The sequence below is a fragment of the Intrasporangium chromatireducens Q5-1 genome (assembly GCF_000576575.1).
Taxonomy (GTDB): Bacteria; Actinomycetota; Actinomycetes; order Actinomycetales; family Dermatophilaceae; genus Intrasporangium_A; species Intrasporangium_A chromatireducens.
The window spans coordinates 1-20162 of the sequence record NZ_AWQS01000033.1; the positions used below are offsets into that span (position 1 = coordinate 1).

The following is a 20162-nucleotide window of genomic DNA, read 5'->3' on the forward strand; positions in this document are numbered from 1 at the left end:
CACCACCACGGTCCCGCCGACCACGACCGAACCGACCACGGTGCCACCGACGACCGTCCCGCCGACCACGCACCCGACGACTCCGGCTGCAAAGCCGACCAGGACTCCGCCACACGGCACGGGCCACACCCCGAGCGTCGTGGGCGGGCTGAGCAGCGGCGCCCCGCACACGGGCGGCTCGGGCCAGGACGGCACTCCGGTGAACACGCTGATCGGTGGCGGTCTGCTCTTCGCAGCGCTCGGGCTGTTCTCCCGCAACGTGCTGGGGGGCCGCAAGGGCGGTCCCGACGGCACGAACTGAGCTCAGCACCATACGAACTCGTCTCGCGACGTGGCTGCGAAAGGCCGCGCTCGTGACCTGACCGTACGCGCTTTCGGCGTCCTGGCCCTCCTGACGGGGATCTGGATCCTCGTGTTCCAGCCTCTGGGCCAGGCGCCGGCAGCACCGGTCACGGTCACGGCGCCCGCGACATCCGAGCCGGCCCAGGTGACCGGCTCCACTCCGCCGAGCCTGCCGACCAGTCAGGTGCCCGGGATAGCTGCCACCGAGCCAACCGCACCGGCCCCGCGGCAGGCGTCGACGCTCCCGTCCACACCGCCATCGCCGCAGCCCTCGCCGCGCCGATCCTCCTGCCGCGCGGGCGTCCCCGCCAGGCTCGTCATCCCGGCGCTCGGTGTCAACGCCGCCTTCGAGCGGATCGGCGTGGACCGGAACGCTCCGGCCGACGCTGCCGGCAACCGTCCTCTCGGCAACCCGGTCGACCGGCGCAACGCCGGCTGGTACGAGCCGGGCCCGCAGCCGGGGTCCGGTCAGGGAACCGTCCTGATCAACGGCCACACCTACCGCAACGGGTCGGCGATCTTCAAGGAGAGCTTCGCCGCTCGAGTGCAGACCGGTCAGCGCATCGACATCTTGCAGGCCAACGGCTCGACGTGCTCCTACCGGATCGAGCGCATCTGGCGCACCGTCGACTCGAAGCGCGACTACCCGGCGATCGTGGCGCGCGAGGGCCTCTACGACTCCAGCGGCCCCCGAACGTCTCTTCCTCGCGACGTGCGGGGGCCGCTGGAGCGACCGCATCCAGAACTACCTCGACATCAACATCGTCATCGCGACGCCGATCGACCGGTGAGCGCCGCCCGGTCGTCTCGCCCGACTCAGCGGCGACGACCCAGCAGCCAGCCGATCACCAGCCCGACGAGGCCGGCGATCGCGACGCCAGCGTAGCGGCGGGCCAGCACGGGCAGCACGGTCGCGCCGAGGTCGATCGCGTCGTCGTCGTCAGTTTGGTATGCCGCTGAGCCGGCTCCCGCGCCACCCCTGGCTCCCAGCGTGGCGGGCGATGCCCCGGCTGGGCCGGGCGCGGCCGCACCGCCGCGTTGCTCCGTCACCGAGATCGCACCCGCGTCGACCTCGGAGTCGCCGAGCTGCTCCGTCGGTCTCGTCGTCGCGGTCGCGGTCGAAGGCCCCGGTCCAGGCGGCGTCGCCGTGCCGGAGCCAGCCGGGGCCCCAGGTGCCGCCCCCGACTGCTCGGCGGCGGGTTCGACCGCGGCGCCGACGCCCGCCGCCTCACCTCCTCCGGCGAGCTGGGTCTCGATGCAGCTGACGAACTGCCCGAGGAGCTTGTCCGAGACGTCCTGCATGACCCCACGGCCGAACTGCGCCGGCTTGCCCGTGACCGAGAGGTCGGTCTGCACGTCGGCGCGGGTGCCCTCGCCGTCGGGCGAGAGCTGGATGGTGACGGTCGCCCCGGCCGTGCCGTTGCCGCGCTTGTCCTTGCCCTTGGCCTCGATGACGGCGCGCCGGGCCTCGGCGTCCCGCTCGATGAACGAGCCGCTGCCGGCATAGAGCAGGGCGATCGGGCCGAGCTTGACCTTGACGGTGCCGGCGAAGCTCTCGCCGCTGGCGTCCGTCACGGTCGCCCCGGGGAAGCAGCCCCCGACGCGGTGCAGGTCCATGAACAGGTCCCACGCCTCGTCGACAGAGGTGGGCACGGTGAAGGAGTGCTGGAGCTCCACCCGCGATCACGCCCCTGCCGCGGCGAGGACGGCGCGCCGGGTCAGCACCGACGCCAGGTGCCGGCGGTAGTCGGCGTCACCGTTGAGGTCCGACGGGGGGTTGGTCCCGTCCGCGGCCCGAGCGCACGCCTGCCGGACGGCCTCCTCGGTCGCCGACTGGCCGACGAGCGCCTGCTCGACGGCCGTGGCACGCAACGGAGTCGAGCCCATGTTCGTCAGGCCGACGCGCGCCTCGGCGATGGAGCCACCCTCGGCACGCACCGTCGCCGCGACCGCGACGATCGACCACTGGTGGCTGACCCGGACGAACTTCTCGTAGTGGGCTCCCCAGCCGGTGTGCTTCGGGATGCGGATCTGAGTCAGCAGCTCGTCCTCGCCGACGGCCGTCGTGAAGAGGTCCTCGAAGAAGTCCGCGGCCGGGACGGTGCGGGTCGCACCGCCCTGCCCCGCGATGACGAGCTCGGCGTCGAGCGCGAGCACCGGGGCGCCGACGTCGCCGGCCGGGTCCGCGTGCACGAGTGCCCCTCCGACCGTGCCACGGTGCCGGATCTGCGGGTCCGCCACGGTGGCCACCGCCTTGGACAGCAGCGCGGCGTGAGTGGAGACGGCCTCGGAAGCCAGCACAGCGGCATACGTCGTCATGGCACCGATGACGAGGTGGTCACCCTCGTCCGAGATCCCCTGCAGCTCGGTGACCTTGCCGAGGTCGATGACGACGGACGGTGCGTTGAGCCGCATCCTGAGGATCGGCAGCAGGGACTGCCCGCCGGCGAGCACCTTCGCGTCGTCGCCGTGCTCCGCGAGCGCGGCGAGGGCGTCGGTGAGCGACTGCGGCGCGACGTAGTCGAACGATGCCGGGATCACCGGGCACCACCTTCCGGGTCGGGAGTGTCTTGGTTGGGCTGGTCCGGGTCGAAGTGCGGCGCGGTGTCGCGCTGCGTCTCGTCCACCGAGCCGGCCGAGGCGTTCTGGATCGCCCGCCAGACCCGCTCCGGCGTGCACGGCATCTCGACGTCGTGGATGCCGAGCGGCCGTAGCGCGTCGACGATCGCGTTGACGACACAGGGGGTCGACGCGATGGTGCCGGCCTCGCCCACTCCCTTGGTGCCCAACGAGTTCGTCGTCGCGGGCGACGTGGTGTTCTCGGTGACGAAGCTGATCGTGTCGGCTGCGGTCGGGAGGGTGTAGTCGACGAACGACCCGGTGACGAGGGTGCCCTGGTCGTCGTAGGTCGCCCCCTCCCACAACGCCTGGGCGATGCCCTGGACGAGGCCGCCGTGGACCTGGCCCTCGACGATGAGCGGGTTGACGATGACCCCGACGTCGTCGACACAGACGTAGGTGCGCATCCGCGTCTCGCCGGTCTCGGTGTCGACCTCCATCGCGCACAGGTGCGTCCCGTGCGGGAAGGAGAAGTTGACCGGGTCGAACGTCGCGTCGGAGTCGAGCCCGGGCTCGATCCCGTCGGGCAGGTTGTGCGCCGCGAAGGAGGCGAGTGCGATCTCCTGGATCGTGAGCCCCTTGTCGGTGCCCTTGACCCCGAACCGGCCGGCCGAGAACTCGAGGTCGTCGACGCTCGCCTCGAGCAGGTGCGCAGCGACCGGCTTGGCCTTCTCGATGACCTTGTCGGCGGCCCGGACGACGGCCTCACCACCGACGACGAGCGATCGCGAGCCATACGTGTCGAGGCCCTTGTGCGAGATCGCGGTGTCGCCGTGCAGGACCTCGACGTCCTCGAACGGGACGCCGAGCCGGTCGGCGACGATCTGGCTCCACGCCGTCTCGTGCCCCTGCCCGTGCGGCGAGGTGCCCGTGACGACCTCGACCTTGCCGGTCGGCAGCATCCGGACGGACGCGTGCTCCCAACCACCGGCGCCGTAGTCGAGCGAGCCGAGGACGCGCGACGGTGCGAGACCGCACATCTCCGTGAACGTCGAGACGCCGATGCCGAGCTGGACGGGGTCCTGGCGCTCCCGACGCTCGGCCTGCTCGCGGCGCAGGGCGTCGTAGTCGAACAGCTCCTTCGCACGGGCGGTGGCCGCCTCGTAGTTGCCCGAGTCGTACTCCATGCCCGCCACCGTCGTGAACGGGAACTCCTCGTGCTTGATCCAGTTCTTCTCCCGGACCTCGAGCGGGTCCATGTCGAGCTCGGCGGCGAGCTCGTCCATCATCCGCTCGATGCCGAACGTCGCCTCGGGCCGGCCGGCGCCCCGGTAGGCGTCCGTCCACGTCGTGTTCGTCAGGACGGTCTGGCAGGCGAAGTGATAGGCGGGGAACTTGTAGATGGCGTTGAACATGAACGCCCCGAGCACCGGCACGCCGCCGCCGACGAGCGCGACGTAGGCGCCGAGGTTGGCGAGCAGCTCGACCTTGAAGCCGGTGACCGTGCCGTCCTTCGTGGCGGCCAGGGTCAGCTTCTGCCACTGGTCGCGCCCGTGGTGGGCCGACAGGAGCGACTCGGAGCGGGTCTCGGTGTACTTGATCGGCTTGCCGAGACGCCGGGCGAGCACCATGGCGATGAACTCCTCGGGCGTGGTCTGCAGCTTGCCGCCGAAGCCACCGCCGACGTCCGGGGCGATGACCCGGACCTTCGACTCCGGGACACCGAGGACGGCGGCGAGCAGGAAGCGCAGGATGTGCGGGATCTGCGTCGCGGTCCACATCGTGATCTGCTCGCCGGTGGGGTCGACGAGGACGGACCGTGGCTCCATGAAGGCGGGGATGAGCCGCTGCTGGCGGAACTCCCGCTCGATGAGCACGCCGCCGTCGCGGGCCTGCCGGATTGCGTCCTCGACGTCGCCGCCGGTCCCGGCCTCCTTCGAGTCGAACACCCAGAGGGCCGACTTGTTCGTGCCGAGGTCGGGGTGCGCCAGCACCGTGTCCTGCGCCGCCTCCTTGAGGTCGAGGACGGCCGGCAGCTCCTCGTAGTCGACGTCGACCAGCTCTGCGGCGTCGCGGGCCTCCGCTGCCGACCTGGCGACGACGACCGCCACGATCTCGCCGGCGAAGTGGACCTCGTCGACCGCGACCGGTGGGTGGGCAGGGGTGACCTGCTCAGGGGTGATCGGCCAGGCGTTGGGCAGGGAGCCCTGCTCGTCCTTGACGTCCTGACCGGTGATGACGGCAACGACGTTGCGCGCCTTGCGGGCGGCCTCGACGTCGATCGCGGTGATCCTCGCGTGGGCGAAGGGGCTGCGGACCATCGCCAGGTGCAACATGCCGGGCACCTGGAGGTTGTCGGTCCACCGGGTGCGCCCGGTGATGAGCCGCTGGTCCTCCTTGCGGCGGCGGGCCCTGCCGACCTCGGGCTGGGCCGGTGCCTGGTTCTCCGTGACGGTCATGCCGTCACCCCCTCACCCGTCGAGCCGGCGCTGACCGGGGCGCCCTCACCGGGCGGCATCTCGGGCCCGGCGGCACCCACGCCGGCCGTGGCCGGCTCCGGAGCGCCCGGCCCGGCAGCGGGGACCGCACTGTCGGCCGGCGCCTCCGTGCCCTGGCGCATCGCAGCCGCCGCGTGCTGCACCGCCCGGACGATGTTGTGGTAGCCGGTGCACCGGCACAGGTTGCCCTCGAGCCCCTCGCGGATCTCCTGCTCGCTCGGGTCGGGGTTGTCCTTGAGCAGGTCGCACGCCTGCATGATCATCCCCGGGGTGCAGTAGCCGCACTGGAGCGCGTGGCTCTCGTGGAACGCCTGCTGCATCGGGTGGAGCTGTCCGTCGGCGGCGAGTCCCTCGATCGTCGTCACCTCGTGTCCGTCGGCCTGGACGGCGAGCACGTTGCACGACTTCACGCTGCGCCCATCGAGGTGCACGGTGCAGGCGCCGCAGTTGCTCGTGTCGCACCCGACGACCGTGCCCGTCTTGCCGAGGTTCTGCCTCAGGTAGTAGACGAGCAGGGTGCGGGGTTCGATGTCGTCGGAGTACTCCACCCCGTCGACGGTCACGGTGATCCGGGTCATGAAGACAGTCCTCCTGCTTCGTTGCAGTGGGTGATCAAGGCCGGTGCCCTGCTCGTGAGTCTCGCCCGCCGGGACCACGCTTTCAAGCCCTTCCCCGAAAACCGCGTCGTATGACGCTGAGCCCGCCCCGCACGCACGCGACCTCGGGTGCGTGGCGGGGTGAGCGGCCTACCGGCTCGTCGGGGAGGATGGGGCCATGACGTTCCACGCGGATGACTACCAGGCCCAGCGCGACCGCTACGAGCACATGGAGTACCGCCGCTGCGGGCGCAGCGGCCTCGACCTGCCCGCGATCTCGCTCGGGCTGTGGCACAACTTCGGCGACGACGTCCCGCTCGACCGGCAGCGCGCCATCCTGCGCCGGGCCTTCGACCTCGGCGTCACGCACTTCGACCTGGCCAACAACTACGGACCGCCCTACGGCTCCGCGGAGCGCAACTTCGGCGCGATCTTCGCCCAGGACTTCAAGCGCTACCGCGACGAGCTCGTCCTGTCGACGAAGGCCGGCTACGACATGTGGCCGGGGCCGTACGGCCAGGGCGGCGGGTCGCGCAAGTACCTGCTGTCCTCGCTCGACCAGTCCCTGCAGCGGTTGGGTGTCGACTACGTCGACATCTTCTACAGCCACCGGTTCGACGAGACGACGCCGCTCGAGGAGACGATGGGGGCGCTCGATGCTGCGGTCCGCCAGGGCAAGGCGCTCTACGTCGGGATCTCCTCCTACTCCGGCGCGCGGACGCGGGAGGCGGTGGCCATCCTCCGCGACCTCGGCACGCCGCTGCTGATCCACCAGCCGAGCTACTCGATGCTGAACCGGTGGGTCGAGGAGGACCTGCTCGACGTGCTCGAGGAGGAGGGTGTCGGGTGTATCGCCTTCTCGCCGCTGGCCCAGGGCATGCTGACGGACAAGTACCTGCACGGCATCCCAGAGGGCTCCCGCGCCGCCCAGGACAAGTCACTGTCGCCCGACCTGCTCACCGACGAGGCGCTCGCCCACGTCCGGTCGCTCAACGAGATCGCCGCGGCCCGCGGACAGTCGCTGGCCCAGCTCGCACTGGCCTGGGCCCTGCGCGACCCGCGGGTGACGTCGGTGCTCATCGGTGCCTCGTCCGTCGGTCAGCTCGAGAACAGCCTCGGCGCGCTCGACAACCTCGCGTTCGAGGACGCCGAGCTCGAGCGGATCGACAAGGACGCCGTCGAGACCGGCATCAACCTCTGGCAGCGCTCGAGCTCTTTCTGAGCGCCGGGCCAGCGCCAGAGGGCTAGAGCCGACGGCCCCGTAGCAGGTACACGACGGGCAGGACGCCTGCCGAGTTGACCAGGCAGACGCGTCAGGCGAGCGGCGGCTCGCACTGGCAGGGACAGTCCGGCAGGCAGCCGATGACCTCGTCGTCGTCGAAGCACGCCTCGGGGCAGGTGCACACGATTTCGGCGGGCGGCGCCGGACGGACGACCGGCTGGGGCCCCCGCCGCAGACGCTCCCGCTCGGCAAGCTGTTCGCGGGTGGGGTGGTCCGTTTGCCGGGATGCCTGCGGCCGTTGAGCCAGGAGCCGGTCCCGCTCTGCTCTTCGGTGGTGCCAAGCAGGTGGCCGCGGCCGGTCGTAGCGAGGGGACTCAATGACCCACGACGGGACCTCGTCGGGAGCCGCCACGTCGAGGTGCGCCGGGAAGCGGCGCCCGCCGTTGTCTCGCACGGTCGTTGACGGGATGGGACGCACCATCTTCTCGTTCTCATCGATGATCCGCAGATGCAGTCCTGCCATTGTCAGGATCGCATGAAGGAGCGGCAGGCTGGGCAAGCCTGCCCCGGACTCAAGCCGCGCGATCGTGGTATGGGAGACCCCGACGCGGCTCGCGAGGTCGCGTTGGCTGAGATCGGTCAGGCGGCGAGCACGGGCGACCAGCCGCCCAACGGCGTCGGCCGAGGCGAAGTCGAGGTCATCCTCGGTTCCCATGATGGCGAGTGTGCCGCTGGGCACCGACACGGGGGCTGGCCATGCTCGAGAGTCGACGCAGCAGGCCGACGCGGGGCACTTCGAGCACCAGAGGCGATCGCACCGAGAAGCCGGTCCGCTCCCTACGACAGTGGACACTCTGAGTGTGCAGTGTCGTAGTGGGAGGCAACGGCCCGCTACGCGCACGTGGAACCGGCCGGTTCAGGTGCGCAGGCCGCGAGCACCGCGCTGCGCCAGGTGTACTGACCAGCTAGGTGGCGGACAGCTGGTGCGGGAGGAGCGGCGGCTCGTCGGCGTGACCGTGGTGGTGGTGAATCGGTCCCGACAGGCCGGCGAGCCGCTCCCCGCGGCCACCCCAGCGGTCCATGATGATCTCGGCGGCGATGCTGACCGCCGTCTCCTCGGGCGTACGCGCGCCCAGGTCGAGCCCGATCGGTGAGCTCATCCGCTCCAGCTCGGCGTCGGTGAGACCCGCCTCGCGCAGGCGCTCCAGCCGGTTCTCGTGGGTCCGCCGTGAGCCCATCGCGCCGATGTATGCGACCTCGGGCAGCCGCAGGGCGATCTCGAGCACCGGCACGTCGAACTTCGGGTCGTGGGTCAGCACGCAGATGACCGTGCGGGGATCGACCCGACCGGCGTCCACCTCCTCGCGGAGGTACTCGTGGGGCCACCGGACGATGACCTCGTCCGCGGCGGGGAAGCGGGTCGCCGTGGCGAACACGGGCCGCGCGTCGCACACCGTCACGTGGTAGCTGAGGAAGCTGCCGACCCGGGCCACCGCAGCGGCGAAGTCGATCGCGCCGAAGACGAGCATCCGCGGTTTCGGGGCGAACGACGACACGAAGACCCGCATGCCTTCTCCCCGCCGTTCCCCGTCAGGGCCGTAGGTGAGCAGGCCGGTCGTCCCGTGGTCGAGCATCCCGCGTGCGTCGTCGACGACCGCCGCGTCCGCGCGGTCCGAGCCCAGCGTCATACCGCTGTATGGCGCTGAGCCGGCATCGGCGCCCGCCTCACCTTCCGCGTCGGCCTCCTCGGGGTGGATGACGATCCGACGACCGAGCCAGGCCGGGTCAACGTGCTCGACGACGGTCGCGACGGCGACGGGGCGCCCCGCCGCGATGTCGGCGGCGACGTCACCGAGCTCCGGAAAGGTCTCGGGTGAGACCTTCTCGACGAAGACGTCGAGGATCCCGCCGCACGTGAGCCCGACGGCGAAGGCGTCATCGTCGCTCACGCCATACCGCTGCAGGACCGGCTCCCCGGAGGACAGGACCTCCTGGGCCAGCTCGTAGACGGCACCCTCGACGCAACCGCCCGAGACCGACCCGACCGCCTCCCCCTCGGGGCCGACGAGCATCGCCGCCCCGGCCGGCCGGGGCGCCGAGCGCCACGTCCCGACGACGGTGCCGACGCCGACGGTCTCGCCGGCCTGCCACCACCGCAACAGCTCCGGCAGCACCTCACGCATGTGCGATCACCTCGATGAGTTCCTCGAACGTCGCGAAGGAGTGCCCCGCGACGAAGTCGTCGACGTGTGGCAGGGCCGCGACGATGCCCTGCTGGATCGGTTGGTAGCCGGCCTTGCCCCGGTGCGGGTTGACCCACACCACCCGGTGGGCCAGCGCCCGGAGCCGGCGCATCTGCTCGCCGAGCACCTCCGGACCGGTGCGCTCCCACCCGTCCGAGAAGAGCACGACGACGGCTCCCCGCGCCATGCCGCGCCGGCCCCAGCGGTCCAGGAACGCTGCGAGGGCGTCGCCGAGTCGGGTGCCGCCGGACCAGTCCGGGACCACCGCACCGGCGGCGACGAGCGCTCGGTCGGGGTCTCGCTCACGCAGGGCCCGGGTCACGTGGGTCAGCCGGGTCCCCATCGTGAAGACCTCGGTCGTGGGCGCTGCCTGCACGAACCGGTGGGCCAGCCTCAGGAGGCTGTCGGCATACGCGCTCATCGAGCCCGACACGTCGATGAGGAGGACGACCCGTCGGGTGCGGACCCCACGCCGGTGGTGCCGGACGGGTCCCGGCTCACCGACGCGGCGCAGCTGCTCGCGCAGCGTGGCCGGTCCGTTGACCGGACCGGTGCGCCTGGGCACGTGCCGACGAGCCGGCCGGTGGGGAGCGAGCGGATGGAGCCGCTCGAACATCCTCGCCAGCTGAGCTCGTTCGGCTCGGTCGAGGGCCGCGACGTCGCGCTGCCGGAGGACCTCCTGGCCGCTGGCGCGGGCCCGGAGCAGGTCGTCCTCGGTCTCCGGACCGGCCCCGGACGCGGCATCATCGTCGAGCGCTGCCTGGCGGACGGGCGGTCGCACAGTCGGCGGCACGGTGTGGGTCGTCTCCATCGGTCGGCCGGTGAACCAGGCCGTGAAGACCTGGTCGTAGCGCTCGACGTCGGCCGGTGAGGAGGTGAGGGTGGCCCGCCCCGCCCAGTAGACGCCTCGCCGTTCGCCGAGGCCGACCTGGGACACCGCGACGAGGAAGGTCCGTTCTCGGTCGGCGGTGACGTGCAGGCCGGCCGCCCGCAGGGCCCGGGCGAAGCCGATGAGCCACTCGTCCGGCGGTCGGCGGTGGTGCGCCTCGAGGCACTGCTGAGCCGTCATCCCGGTCATCCCGGTCATCCCGCCAGCATCCGGTCGAGCATCGCCCGGACGCGCTCGCCGTCCTCGCGGTACTTGACGGCGGCGCCGAGGGTGGCGGCCGCGACCTCCGGGTCGAGCGAGCCGGCGCCGAGCGCATCGAGCGCCCGGGCCCAGTCGAGGGTTTCCGCGACGCCGGGCGGCTTGATGAGGTCGCCCTCGGTGCGCAGCCGCTGCACCAGCCGGACGACCTGCTCGGCCAGCGTGTCGCTCACCTCGGGCAACCGGGTCCGGACGATGTCCAGCTCGCGGGCCAGACCCGGGTGGTCGATCCAGTGGTAGAGGCAGCGCCGCTTCAGGGCGTCGTGCAGCTCTCTGGTCCGGTTCGAGGTGAGGACGACGAGCGGGGGGTGCTCGGCGGCGATCGTGCCGACCTCGGGGATGGTCACCTGCCACGTCGAGAGCACCTCGAGCAGGAATGCCTCGAACTCGTCGTCGGCGCGGTCGATCTCGTCGATGAGCAGCACGCATGGCGCCTCGCGGAGCGCCCGCAGCACCGGACGGGCGAGCAGGAACCGCTCGTCGAACAGCTCGGCCTCGAGCTGCTTCGGGTCGCGGTGCTCGTCGCCCGCCACGGCCTCCACCGCGCGCAGGTGCAGGATCTGGCGGGGGAAGTCCCAGTCGTAGAGCGCCTGTGTGGCTTCGATTCCCTCGTAGCACTGCAGCCGGATCAGCTTCTGCCCCAGGGCTTCTGCCAGCGACTCAGCCAGCGCGGTCTTGCCCGTGCCCGGCTCGCCCTCGAGCAGGATCGGCCGACCGAGCCGGGTGGCGAGGAAGGTCACGGTCGCGAGCGCCTCGTCGGCGAGGTAGCCGGTGCGGGCGAGGGTGGCCGTGACGTCGTCCGGGCTCGTGAAGGCCTGTTCCATGCCCCTGAGCATTACTCACGACTGCGTTCTGCGGAAGGGAGTCCCCACGAGCCGGCCTCCTCGCGCGTGTCGACGTCGCGTCCCGTCGCGAGGTCTCCGCACTCGACGAGCTGGTGCGGGTGGGTCCGGTACACCTCCCGCGCTCCGCGGTCCCCGACGGCGGATTCGATGGTGGCGTCCCAGAAGTCCCGGCCGATGAGCGCCGGGTGCCCGGGGGCTCCGTCGTATGCCGCTCTCCGCAGCTCGCGCCGCCAGGTGACCTCGCGGTGGCCGCCCGCCGGCGGCGCGAGGAGGCGGTGGACGACGGCCGGGGTGAGGTCGGGCAGGTCGACGAGCGTCACGAGCACCGCCTCGACAGGGGCACCCGCGGCCGCGTCGGCGTGGTGGCGCAGGTGTCGGAGCCCGGCCCGGAGCGAGGCACCCATCCCCTCGTCCCACTCGGGGCACTCGACGACCTCGAGGTCGGGACCGGCCGCCCCGGCCGCGGTGGGCTGCAGGCGCTCGACGACGGCGCGGACCTCCGCTGCTTGGGCGCCGACCACCACCGTCACCGTGTCACAACCGCCCTCCCGGAGCAGCCGGATGGCCGCCTCGACCAGCGTGCCGCCACCCGGTGCGGGCAGCAGCGCCTTGGGTCCGCCCATCCTGCGACCCGCCCCCGCCGCGAGGACGAGACCACGGACGCGTGGGGGCGAGCTGAGCGGCATACGGCTGATTATCCGTGCCGCGGCACTCAGCGCGTCTGCGCGAGGTCGATCGTCCAGATCGGGTTCGTCGAGAGGGCGGTGACGCGGCTGCCGTACGCGTAGTGGCTGGCCGGCTGGACGAGCGGCACGAACGGGCCGGCGGTGTTCATGGCCCGCTGCCAGGAGGTGTACGTCGCGCGCCGGTCCTCGCCGACCGAGTTGAGCGCCTGGATGGTCAGCTCGTCGACGACCGTGGCGGCGCGTAGCGGCCATCCGGCGTGCAGCCCGATCGGATGGCCGGGGGCGAACAGGAGGTAGTTCTCCGGCCCCGGGAAGGCAGGGGTGAAGCTCCACAGCGCGAAGGCCTCGGTGCCCTTCTCATAGGCGGACCTGGCATCGGCCGCGGCAATCCCCTCGGGGTGCACGGTGATTCCGGCCTCGCCAAGCTGGCGAGCGACCGCCTCGGCGAGCAGCTTGGCGGGCACGCCCTCGATCGGCTGCTCCTCGGCGTAGTGCAGCGTGAGCGGCTCACCCGTGTAGCCGGCGCGCTTGAGCGCGGCCTTCGCGGCGGCCAGGTCCCGGCCGTCCATGGTGCGCGGGCGCGCGGTCGGGGTCGTCATGGTGGGTCGGGGCAGGGACGCGCTCGGCGAGGCGGGGAAGGGGGTGGCCGTCGGGGCCGGCGCCGCGCCGGAGGGTGGTGGCGTCCCGGAGGCGCCGGCCGAACCCGAGGGCGTCGGTGCCGGCGCAGGGTTCGTCGCGGCGGGCTTGAGCGCGCCGAAGATGCCCTGCGGGATGAGACCGGGGGCCGCGATGGTGCCGCCACCGACGAGCTTCGCGAGCGCCGCCGAGTCGAGGCCGCGCCGGACCGCCTCGGCGAAGTCGGGGTCGGCCGTCCAGCGGTTCACCTTGGCGGAGGTGTTGAGCACGAGGTAGGCGGTCGTCGCGGAGCGACGCGTGACGACGCGCAGCGCGCGGTCGGCGGGGTCGAGCTGGATCGCCTCGGCCTGGGACGGCGACACGTCGAGGGCGATGTCGGCCCGGCCGGCCTCGAGGTCGCGGACCTGCTCGGCGGCGGTGGCGTCCCGGAGCACGATCTCCGGATGAGCCGGCGGCGGCCCGTTCCAGTGTGGGTTCGCGCGCAGCGTGACGGTCCCCGTCGTCCGTGCCGCCAGGACGTAGGGGCCCGAGCCGGCCGAGTGCGTCTGCAGCCACGGGCCGGCGAAGTCGTTCGGCCCGATCGTGCCGCCCTGCGCCTTGACGGCGGACGAGTTGAGGATGCCGAAGGCCGGGTTGGCGAGGATCGCGGGCAGGGCGAAGTTCGCGCTGGGCGACGTGATCGTCATGGTCCGCTCGTCGACCTTCGTCATCCTCAGGTTGCCGAGGATCGTGGCCGGCAGGCCGCCGAGGCCGGCAGCCCGGTTCAGGGTGAAGATGACGTCGTCGGTGGTGACCGGTGTGCCGTCGGAGAACGTCGCGTCCGCGCGCAGCCGCAGCGTGAGCCACTTGCCCTCGGGGCTGATGGTGTACTGCGCCAGTCCTGCCTCGGCCTGGGTCTCGTCCTGCGCGGAGAGCGTCGTGAGCGTCTGGTAGAGCGCCCTGCTGATGATCGCGCCGGTCCGGCTGAACGCCTGGCCGGGGTCGAGGTCCACCTGGCCGAAGACCGTCTCGACGACGAGCGGGCGTTCCGACGGCGCCGCTGCTGTCGCCGTGCTGGCCGTCGGCCCGGGCGGCGTCAAGGTGCCGACCGGCGTCGTCCCCTCCACCGACTCGGTGCACCCGGTGAGCCCCACGACCGAGGCGGCGAGCGCTGCGGCGACGAGCACGCTGGGACGTCGACGCATTCGAGTTCCTCGTGGGCCGTGGCTGGGCGGGACCGGGCAGGGCAGGCGCGAGCCGGCGCCTGCCGAAGCCTCGATTCTATCGACCGGACAGGAGCACCCGGCCTCAGCCGGTCTTGACCTCGCCCGACCGGTCCAGCGTGGTGGCACCGCCGAGCGCCGAGCCGACCCGCTGCTCGAGCTGGTCGAGCTGGTGCGGAGCCGCACCAGACCCGTTCGGAGCAGCGCGCAGCAGCGACTGCCTGGCCGGTCCGGCGACCATCGCCTCGGCCTGGGCTGCGACCCACTCACGCAGCGCCTGCACGTCCCGGCCGGAGAGTCGCTTGCCCTTCGGGTCGAGCATGACGAGCTGGTAGGCGGCCGCCGACGCACGGCACCCCTGGCACACCGCGTTGAGGGCGAGCGCGCGGTTGTTCGCCGTCACCTGCTGGGCGCGCCGGACGATGACCACCTGCACGGAGACGCTGGCGGTGCTGCAGTCGGTGCAGGAGTTCCAGGCGGTGGCGACGTTGTCGAGCCGGGCCGCCCGCCCCTTGTCTACATAGACGATGCCGAGCGTGGTGGCGGTCGCACTGCACCCGTCGCACTCGGCGTTCGCGGCCGAGGACGTGTTGGCGTCCACGGTGCGCCCGTGGACGCGCTCGGTGTCGAAGGCGACGTCCTGCACCCGCGGCTGGGCCGAGCTGCTGATCGCGATGCTCGACAGGTCGAGCGAGTCGTGCCGGGAGTCCGCGTCGGACGTCGAGGAGGCGAGCGCGCCGGTGGCGAGCACCGCGGCGAGCACGCCGGCGACCCGTCGGACAAGCCGACCACGGCGGCGCGGGCGGGGCATGCTGACCGAGCTCATCGGCGTACTCCTGTCTCTCGGAAACCGTCGGCGACGGCGGCTGCCATCTCGACGAGGCTGTGACGGGTGGCTGGGGCGAGGTAGGACAGGTGGGTCTCCGACCCTGTCTCCAGGGCTGGGTCCCACGGCACGCAGACGACGCGCGCGCACCGCTGCTCGAAGTGGGCGATCATCGGCTCCAGGGGCGCGCCGACGCCGGGCCGGACGCCGTTGACGACGACGACCGCGCGGCTGACGAGCGGGCCGTAGTCGTGCTCCTCGAGCCAGTCGAGGGTCAGCGCGGCCGCCCGGCCACCGTCGATGCCCGGCCGCAGGACGAGGACGAGCTGGTCCGCCTCGGCGAGCAGGCCCTGGTTCGCGCTGTCGAGGATGCCGGTCCCCGTGTCGAGCAGGATCAGGTTGTAGAAGCGGTCCAGCAGGCCGATGAGGCGGTGGTAGTCGGTCCGGTCGAGCGCCATCCCGATCCGCGGGTCGTCGTCCGAGGCGAGCACCTCGAGCCGCGAGTCCGGGGCCTGCGAGGTGTAGGACCGCAGCTTCGCGTAGGTGTCGATCCGCTCGAGGTCGTCCAGGACATCGGTGATCGTCCGGTCGTTCGGCACGGACACGCGGTGGGCGAGGTTGCCGGCGTCGGGGTTCGCATCGACCGCGACGACCCGGTCGCCCCGCAGCTCCGAGAAGGTGCTGCCGAGCGCCAGCGTGGTCGTGGTCTTGCCGACGCCACCCTTGCGGCTCATGACGACGACGCGCCGTGACCCGTCGATCGGTTGCCGCAGTCGCTCCTCCAGCTCGGCGCGGCGGCGCTCCGCCGCACCGGGTCCCGGGTTCACCGCACCGCCGGATGCGCGGAACACCGCTCGGCGCCACCCCGTGCGCGGCACCGGCTGCCGCGTGGGGAGCATCCAGACGTCCGCGAAGGCGTCCGCCGTCAGCCGGTCGATCGGCTGGCCCGGCTGGGTGGGCGTGTGCCTGGCCGGGGCGGTCGGCTGCCCGGTGGCGACGTGTGCCGCCGGCGCCGGCCGCTCGAGATCGTCCTGGTCGTGGCGGTCGGTGTGGTCGGGGCCGCCGTGGTCGTGGCGGTCGGTGGGGCCGGGGCCGCCGGGGTCGCCGGGCAGGGACAGCGGTTCGGGAAGCGGGTCGGCACGGTCCTCCTCCGGTGGTGGGCTGCCCCAGATGTCATGGAGCACGAAGGCGTCCCGGTCGGACGGCGACCGGTCGTGGGTGTCGGTTGTTGTCATGGTGATCCCCGTTGCGGTGTGGCGTTGTGTGTTCGGTTGTCTCTTCTGTTGTCGTGGCTGTCGTGCGCGCTGTTCCGCCCGCTGGTCCCGGGACTCAGGCGCGGTGGACCCCTGTCGAGCAGCACTGCGAGGCATCCGGCCGCGGAGGGGTGGGAGCAGTCGGCCGAGGATCCGGCCGACCAGCTGGGAGAGGAGCTGGGCGAGGCGGAGCGCCAGGACCGCCAGGCCGAGCAGGGGGATGGCCAGCAGTGCGAGTGAGATGAGGCCCAGCAACACCACCGGGGTGTCCCCGTGGGTCGAGGCCACGCGGAGCGCGTCGAACTGGGAGCGCAGGGCGGCCGTGGTCTGGCTGACGATGAGGGGCAGGTTCCAGACCAGCCAGCCCATGGCGAGCAGGAGCATCGGCACGACGAAGAGCACCCAGGCGACCACGATCCGGCGGGCGCGAGGACGTAGCTCCGTGACGCGCGGGTCCTGGCGTCCGCCGGGGCGGAGACTGCGCAGGACCGGTCCGACGCGCGCGAAGAGATCTGGCACTCCTGCGATGTCGGCGAGGACGTAGTACCCGTCGAGCCGCACGACCGGGACGAGCTGCTGGAGCATCTCGATGTGCATCAGCACGAGGGCGAGGAGGAAGACGCCGTCCCCGGTCACGCGGTACAGCGCGCCGAGCCCGATGATGCACCAGACGTTGAAGTAGAGCCCGCCCAGGTCGGTCCTGATCCGGGCCGAGCGCCGCAGGCGGTACGAGTCCGTGACGTCGGTGTAGAAGGCGGGGAAGACGAGGTAGATCCCGAAGCCGATCGCGCCGGGGCGCCCGCCGCCATGGGCACACGCCGCCGCGTGTCCCAGCTCGTGGACGAGCGCCGTCGCGGTCAGCGTCAGGTAGAGGGCGAGCAGCAGGGTCGGCGCGCCGAGCACCTGCTCGAGCGCGTCGAGCAGGTTCGCCGAGCGGAGCAGCCCGATGTCGACGATGGCGGCGCAGACGAGGGCGCCGAGGACGATGGGCGGGTAGTAGACCGGAGCGAGGACCCGCGCGACTCGGCGCACCCAGCGCGCCGGCAGCAGGGTGCCCCGCAGCGAGAGGGACAGCAGGGGACGAGCGGTGGGCGCCGGGACGGAGCCATCGGTGCGAGGGACGGCGTCGGGCGGGTGCCGGCGGTGCCGGTCCCGGCGCCCAGGGGCCGCCTGAGCGGCGCTCGGCAGGGCGGCGCTCGGCAGGGCGGCCTGGGTGGCCAGCCCGAGTGGGTGCAGCCGGGTCTCCAGCAGGTGGCCGAGGCCCTCGGCCGTGAGGCAGCGCCCGAAGGCGTCGCTCACGGCCGAAGCGACCGCGGCCGGGGATCGAGCCGGGTCGAGCTCGGCAAGGACCAGGTGGAGCAGCTCGGAGAGCTGGAGCACCTGCCCGTCGGCCCGGCGAGCGAGATAGGTGGGGTGTGCGAGCCCGGAGTCCTGGACCTCCCCGAGCAGGTCGAGGCCCGGAGCACGCCCCCACCCGAGCGGCTCGCCGGTGGTCGTGAGGTCATGACCGACTGACATGGATCCCCTTGCTCCTCACGGAGGCGGCAGTGCCGGTCGGCGAGTGGGACCGCGGCACCCACCCGCCGACGCCGGCTCAGGGCATCAGCACCGCGAGGTACTGGCCGGCGAGCGCGGACGCGTTCGAGTTGATCGTGGCGGCGTTGATCGCGAAAGCGAGGTTGACACCGACGACCGGGGTGACCGTCACGTTGACGCAGCCGAAGTAGCAGAGCGTGTCACGCGACGGGAGGAGGGTCGCTGTCTGCTCGGCCAGCTCGGCCTCGTCGATGACTGCGCAGGAACGCATCTGGACTCACATCCTTTCTGCCTGAAAACAGGTCGTGCGGCGTGGCCCTCCCTCCGAGTGAGGGCCACGCCCCAGGACGTCAGTGCTGGCTCACCCAGACGTTCTGCATCGCAGCGCTGTTGGCCTGCGAGAGAAGGGTTGCCGCGTTGAGCGCGATGGACGAGTTCGTCGCGTAGACGTTGGCCCAGTTGAAGTTGAGGAACAGCGTCTCCTTGGACGGCAGCATCGCCACCATCTCGGTGTCGAGCTCAGCAAACGTGATCTCCTGCATCGGATTCACCTCCTTCCCGGTGTGGAATGACGACAGTGCAGCGGTCCGGCCGTGACGCCCGCGTGATGGTCGCGTGCCGTCGTCGTGACGGGTGCGTGATGGCTGCGTGATCTCGCGTGCCGTTGCGGTGCGGAGCCGTTCTGCGTGGGTCGGATCCGTGCGGACAGGTCGCGGGAGGTGCACCGTTGGCCCCATTCCTTGTGTTTTGCTGCGGATGTATCACCTCTCGCGGGAGGATGCTCTCTACCACGTCGACGCGTTCGCGCGCCTCCACATCGAAATCTGAACCGTGCATCTGTCGCCCCCGGTGCGGTTCGGGTCAGCGAAAGTCGAACTGGCTCGGCCCTGCTCCGGGGATTGATCTTGGGGGATCAATGTCCGGAAGATTCAGTTCCACGTGTCATGTCCAGCTGCTGGGGTGCTTCGCGCTCTCCGTCGACGGCAGGCTGGTCGAGCTGGGGGGTCGCGAGGAGCGGGTCTCGCGTTGCTCGCCCTCCGCGGTCCGCAACGCCGCAGCGTCCTGGCCGGGACGCTCTGGCCCGACACGACGGAGGACCGGGCCCTGTCGAGCCTGCGGGCCGCCGTGATGCGCCTGCGCCGCGTCGGTGAGGACCTCGTCGATGCGGGGCGGTCCCGCATCAGCCTCGGGTCACGGACGACGACGGACGTCACCGAGCTGGACCGGCGGCTAGAGGAGGTCGAACGGCTCGAGGGGGTGGAACGTCTCGGGGACGACGTCTGGCTCTCGACGTCCGGCTCGCTCACCGTGCTCGCCGGACCGGAGCTGCTGCCCGGGTGGTACGACGACTGGGTCCTCGACGAGCGAGATGCGCTGCAGCACCGGCAGATTCGCGCCCTGGAGTCGCTGGCCCGGATGGCGCTCAAGGCCGGTCGGGGCGGCCTCGCTGGGGCCTTGGCAGAGCGGGCCATCGCGCTCGAGCCGTTGCTGGAGAGCACGCAGGCGCTGCTCATCAGGGCGCACCTGATGGAGGGCAATCCGGCCGCCGCGGTGCAGGTCTACCGGTCCTACTGCCGCCGCTTGGGAGAGGAGCTGGGCATCCGCCCGTCGTCCTCCCTCACCGACCTCATTGGCAGCACCGGGTTCGTGCCGCCCACCGCCGCAGCCCGGGCCTGATGCAGGCCTCGCTCACCCGCACCGGCCCTCCACTGGTTCGAGGTAATTACCGGTCGGTGGTGACTGTCGAATACCTCGAACCATCGGGACCCGCCGTTGGTTCGAGGTAATTACCGGACGGTGGTGACTGCTGAATACCTCGAACCACCAGGGCCTGGGTCAGGGCAGGACCTCATCGAGGTAGGTGGGCAGCATCTCGTACCAGGTCGGCCAGTCGTGGGCGTAGCGCGGACCCCAGTCGTCCACCCGGTTCGGGACGCCCTTGCCGCCCAGCAGCTGCGCCACCCGCCAGGACTCGCCCACGTCCTCCCACTCGCCGCTGCCCGTCGCGAGGATGACCATGCGCCGGCGGAGCGTGTCGAGGGCCGGCCCGTCGAGACCCGGCAAGAAGTGCAACGGTGAGGAGTAGAACAGGTCGTCGGTGAACCGGCCCCCGATGAAGCCCTCGAGGGCATAGCTCCCGCTCATGCAGACCGCCGCATTCACCAGGTGCGGGTAGCGGCAGAGGATCGCGAGCGAGTTGAACGCACCGATGGAGGCGCCCGCGGTCACGACCGGCTGGGGGCCGCCACAGTCGGAGAAGATCGCCGGCACGACCTCCTCCCCGACCGCCTGGTGGAACCGGTTGAAGAGTGCGTAGCGGTGGTCGGTCGAGCCGGCCCGGTCGAGCATCGCCTGCCCGGCGACGCTGTCGCACGAGTAGACCTTCGCCCGACCGGCGTCGATGAGCGGCTGGACGTGCGCGAGGAGGCCGTTGCGCTCCACCTCCTCGGCGTCGCCTCCTGCCGTCGGGAAGAGCAGCACCGGCGTGCCGTAGGTGCCCCAACGGGCAACCGTGAGCTCACGCCCCAGTCGGTCCGAGTACCACCGATCCGTCACCTTCACGACTTCCTC

General features: G+C 71.8%; 19 protein-coding genes. 4 read left to right on the forward strand and 15 right to left on the reverse strand.

Going from position 1 to position 20162, the window contains the following annotated elements:
* Together N864_RS25610 and N864_RS06315 are read left to right on the forward strand one after the other, a co-directional pair.
* A partial coding sequence (locus N864_RS25610) for a hypothetical protein (protein ID WP_034714714.1) occupies positions 1–301 on the forward strand: 301 nt, incomplete at its 5' end.
* Between the two features lie 30 nt (positions 302–331).
* A complete protein-coding gene (locus tag N864_RS06315; protein WP_034714716.1) occupies positions 332–1228 on the forward strand; it encodes a class F sortase in 897 nt (298 codons plus the stop codon).
* Here the strand turns inward: N864_RS06315 and N864_RS06320 are convergent.
* Genes N864_RS06320 through N864_RS06335 form a run of 4 tightly spaced genes read right to left on the reverse strand, consistent with a single transcriptional unit; the run spans position 1159 to position 5977 of the window.
* Positions 1159–2019 carry an SRPBCC family protein gene (locus tag N864_RS06320; RefSeq protein ID WP_034714718.1) on the reverse strand — a complete coding sequence of 287 codons (861 nt, stop codon included), beginning with the start codon at positions 2017–2019 and terminating at the stop codon, positions 1159–1161. The genes N864_RS06315 and N864_RS06320 overlap by 70 nt on opposite strands.
* Before the next feature lie 6 nt (positions 2020–2025).
* Positions 2026–2883, reverse strand: coding sequence for an FAD binding domain-containing protein (locus tag N864_RS06325; RefSeq protein WP_034714720.1), 858 nt, complete (start codon positions 2881–2883; stop codon positions 2026–2028).
* Complete coding sequence (locus tag N864_RS06330; protein ID WP_034714722.1) at positions 2880–5360, reverse strand: xanthine dehydrogenase family protein molybdopterin-binding subunit; 2481 nt, start codon at positions 5358–5360, stop codon at positions 2880–2882. Before N864_RS06330 ends, N864_RS06325 begins: the two co-directional genes overlap by 4 nt.
* The gene (locus tag N864_RS06335) at positions 5357–5977 is read right to left on the reverse strand and encodes a (2Fe-2S)-binding protein (protein WP_081793442.1); all 621 of its coding nucleotides are present in this window, start codon (positions 5975–5977) and stop codon (positions 5357–5359) included. The genes N864_RS06330 and N864_RS06335 overlap by 4 nt, the downstream gene beginning before the upstream one ends.
* Before the next feature lie 196 nt (positions 5978–6173).
* Here N864_RS06335 and mgrA point away from each other — a divergent pair, with 196 nt between their 5' ends.
* On the forward strand, positions 6174–7217 hold the full coding sequence (gene mgrA, locus N864_RS06340; RefSeq protein WP_034714725.1) for an L-glyceraldehyde 3-phosphate reductase: 1044 nt from the start codon (positions 6174–6176) through the stop codon (positions 7215–7217).
* 91 nt (positions 7218–7308) lie between these two features.
* Here the strand turns inward: mgrA and N864_RS23545 are convergent, their stop codons facing one another.
* The 10 genes from N864_RS23545 to N864_RS06395 form a co-directional block, all read right to left on the reverse strand.
* Positions 7309–7932 carry a helix-turn-helix transcriptional regulator gene (locus N864_RS23545; RefSeq protein WP_155892843.1) on the reverse strand — a complete coding sequence of 208 codons (624 nt, stop codon included), beginning with the start codon at positions 7930–7932 and terminating at the stop codon, positions 7309–7311.
* Between the two features lie 250 nt (positions 7933–8182).
* The gene (locus tag N864_RS06350; RefSeq protein ID WP_034714727.1) at positions 8183–9400 is read right to left on the reverse strand and encodes an XdhC family protein; all 1218 of its coding nucleotides are present in this window, start codon (positions 9398–9400) and stop codon (positions 8183–8185) included.
* Positions 9393–10538: a vWA domain-containing protein gene (locus N864_RS06355; RefSeq protein ID WP_240474235.1), complete on the reverse strand. Its 1146-nt coding sequence runs from the start codon at positions 10536–10538 to the stop codon at positions 9393–9395. The genes N864_RS06350 and N864_RS06355 overlap by 8 nt, the downstream gene beginning before the upstream one ends.
* 5 nt (positions 10539–10543) lie before the next feature.
* Positions 10544–11431, reverse strand: coding sequence for an AAA family ATPase (locus N864_RS06360; protein WP_034714753.1), 888 nt, complete (start codon positions 11429–11431; stop codon positions 10544–10546).
* A gap of 11 nt (positions 11432–11442) precedes the next feature.
* Positions 11443–12138 carry a nucleotidyltransferase family protein gene (locus tag N864_RS06365; RefSeq protein ID WP_051518263.1) on the reverse strand — a complete coding sequence of 232 codons (696 nt, stop codon included), beginning with the start codon at positions 12136–12138 and terminating at the stop codon, positions 11443–11445.
* Positions 12139–12164: 26 nt separating this feature from the next.
* Positions 12165–13958 carry an ABC transporter substrate-binding protein gene (locus N864_RS06370; RefSeq protein ID WP_081793446.1) on the reverse strand — a complete coding sequence of 598 codons (1794 nt, stop codon included), beginning with the start codon at positions 13956–13958 and terminating at the stop codon, positions 12165–12167.
* 103 nt (positions 13959–14061) lie between these two features.
* A complete protein-coding gene (locus N864_RS06375) occupies positions 14062–14802 on the reverse strand; it encodes a hypothetical protein (RefSeq protein WP_034714731.1) in 741 nt (246 codons plus the stop codon).
* The gene (locus N864_RS23550; RefSeq protein ID WP_051518264.1) at positions 14799–17573 is read right to left on the reverse strand and encodes a MinD/ParA family ATP-binding protein; all 2775 of its coding nucleotides are present in this window, start codon (positions 17571–17573) and stop codon (positions 14799–14801) included. The genes N864_RS06375 and N864_RS23550 overlap by 4 nt, the downstream gene beginning before the upstream one ends.
* A 76-nt stretch (positions 17574–17649) precedes the next feature.
* Positions 17650–17862 carry a hypothetical protein gene (locus tag N864_RS06390; RefSeq protein ID WP_034714733.1) on the reverse strand — a complete coding sequence of 71 codons (213 nt, stop codon included), beginning with the start codon at positions 17860–17862 and terminating at the stop codon, positions 17650–17652.
* A 79-nt stretch (positions 17863–17941) separates the two neighbouring features.
* On the reverse strand, positions 17942–18133 hold the full coding sequence (locus N864_RS06395; RefSeq protein ID WP_034714735.1) for a hypothetical protein: 192 nt from the start codon (positions 18131–18133) through the stop codon (positions 17942–17944).
* Between the two features lie 484 nt (positions 18134–18617).
* Between N864_RS06395 and N864_RS06400 the strand changes: the two genes are divergently transcribed.
* Positions 18618–19268, forward strand: a complete 651-nt coding sequence (locus N864_RS06400) for an AfsR/SARP family transcriptional regulator (RefSeq protein ID WP_051518265.1) — start codon at positions 18618–18620, stop codon at positions 19266–19268.
* Between the two features lie 159 nt (positions 19269–19427).
* On the opposite strand, the gene N864_RS06405 is transcribed toward N864_RS06400, so the two are convergent.
* The gene (locus N864_RS06405; RefSeq protein ID WP_034714737.1) at positions 19428–20153 is read right to left on the reverse strand and encodes an esterase family protein; all 726 of its coding nucleotides are present in this window, start codon (positions 20151–20153) and stop codon (positions 19428–19430) included.
* Positions 20154–20162 lie beyond the last annotated feature (9 nt).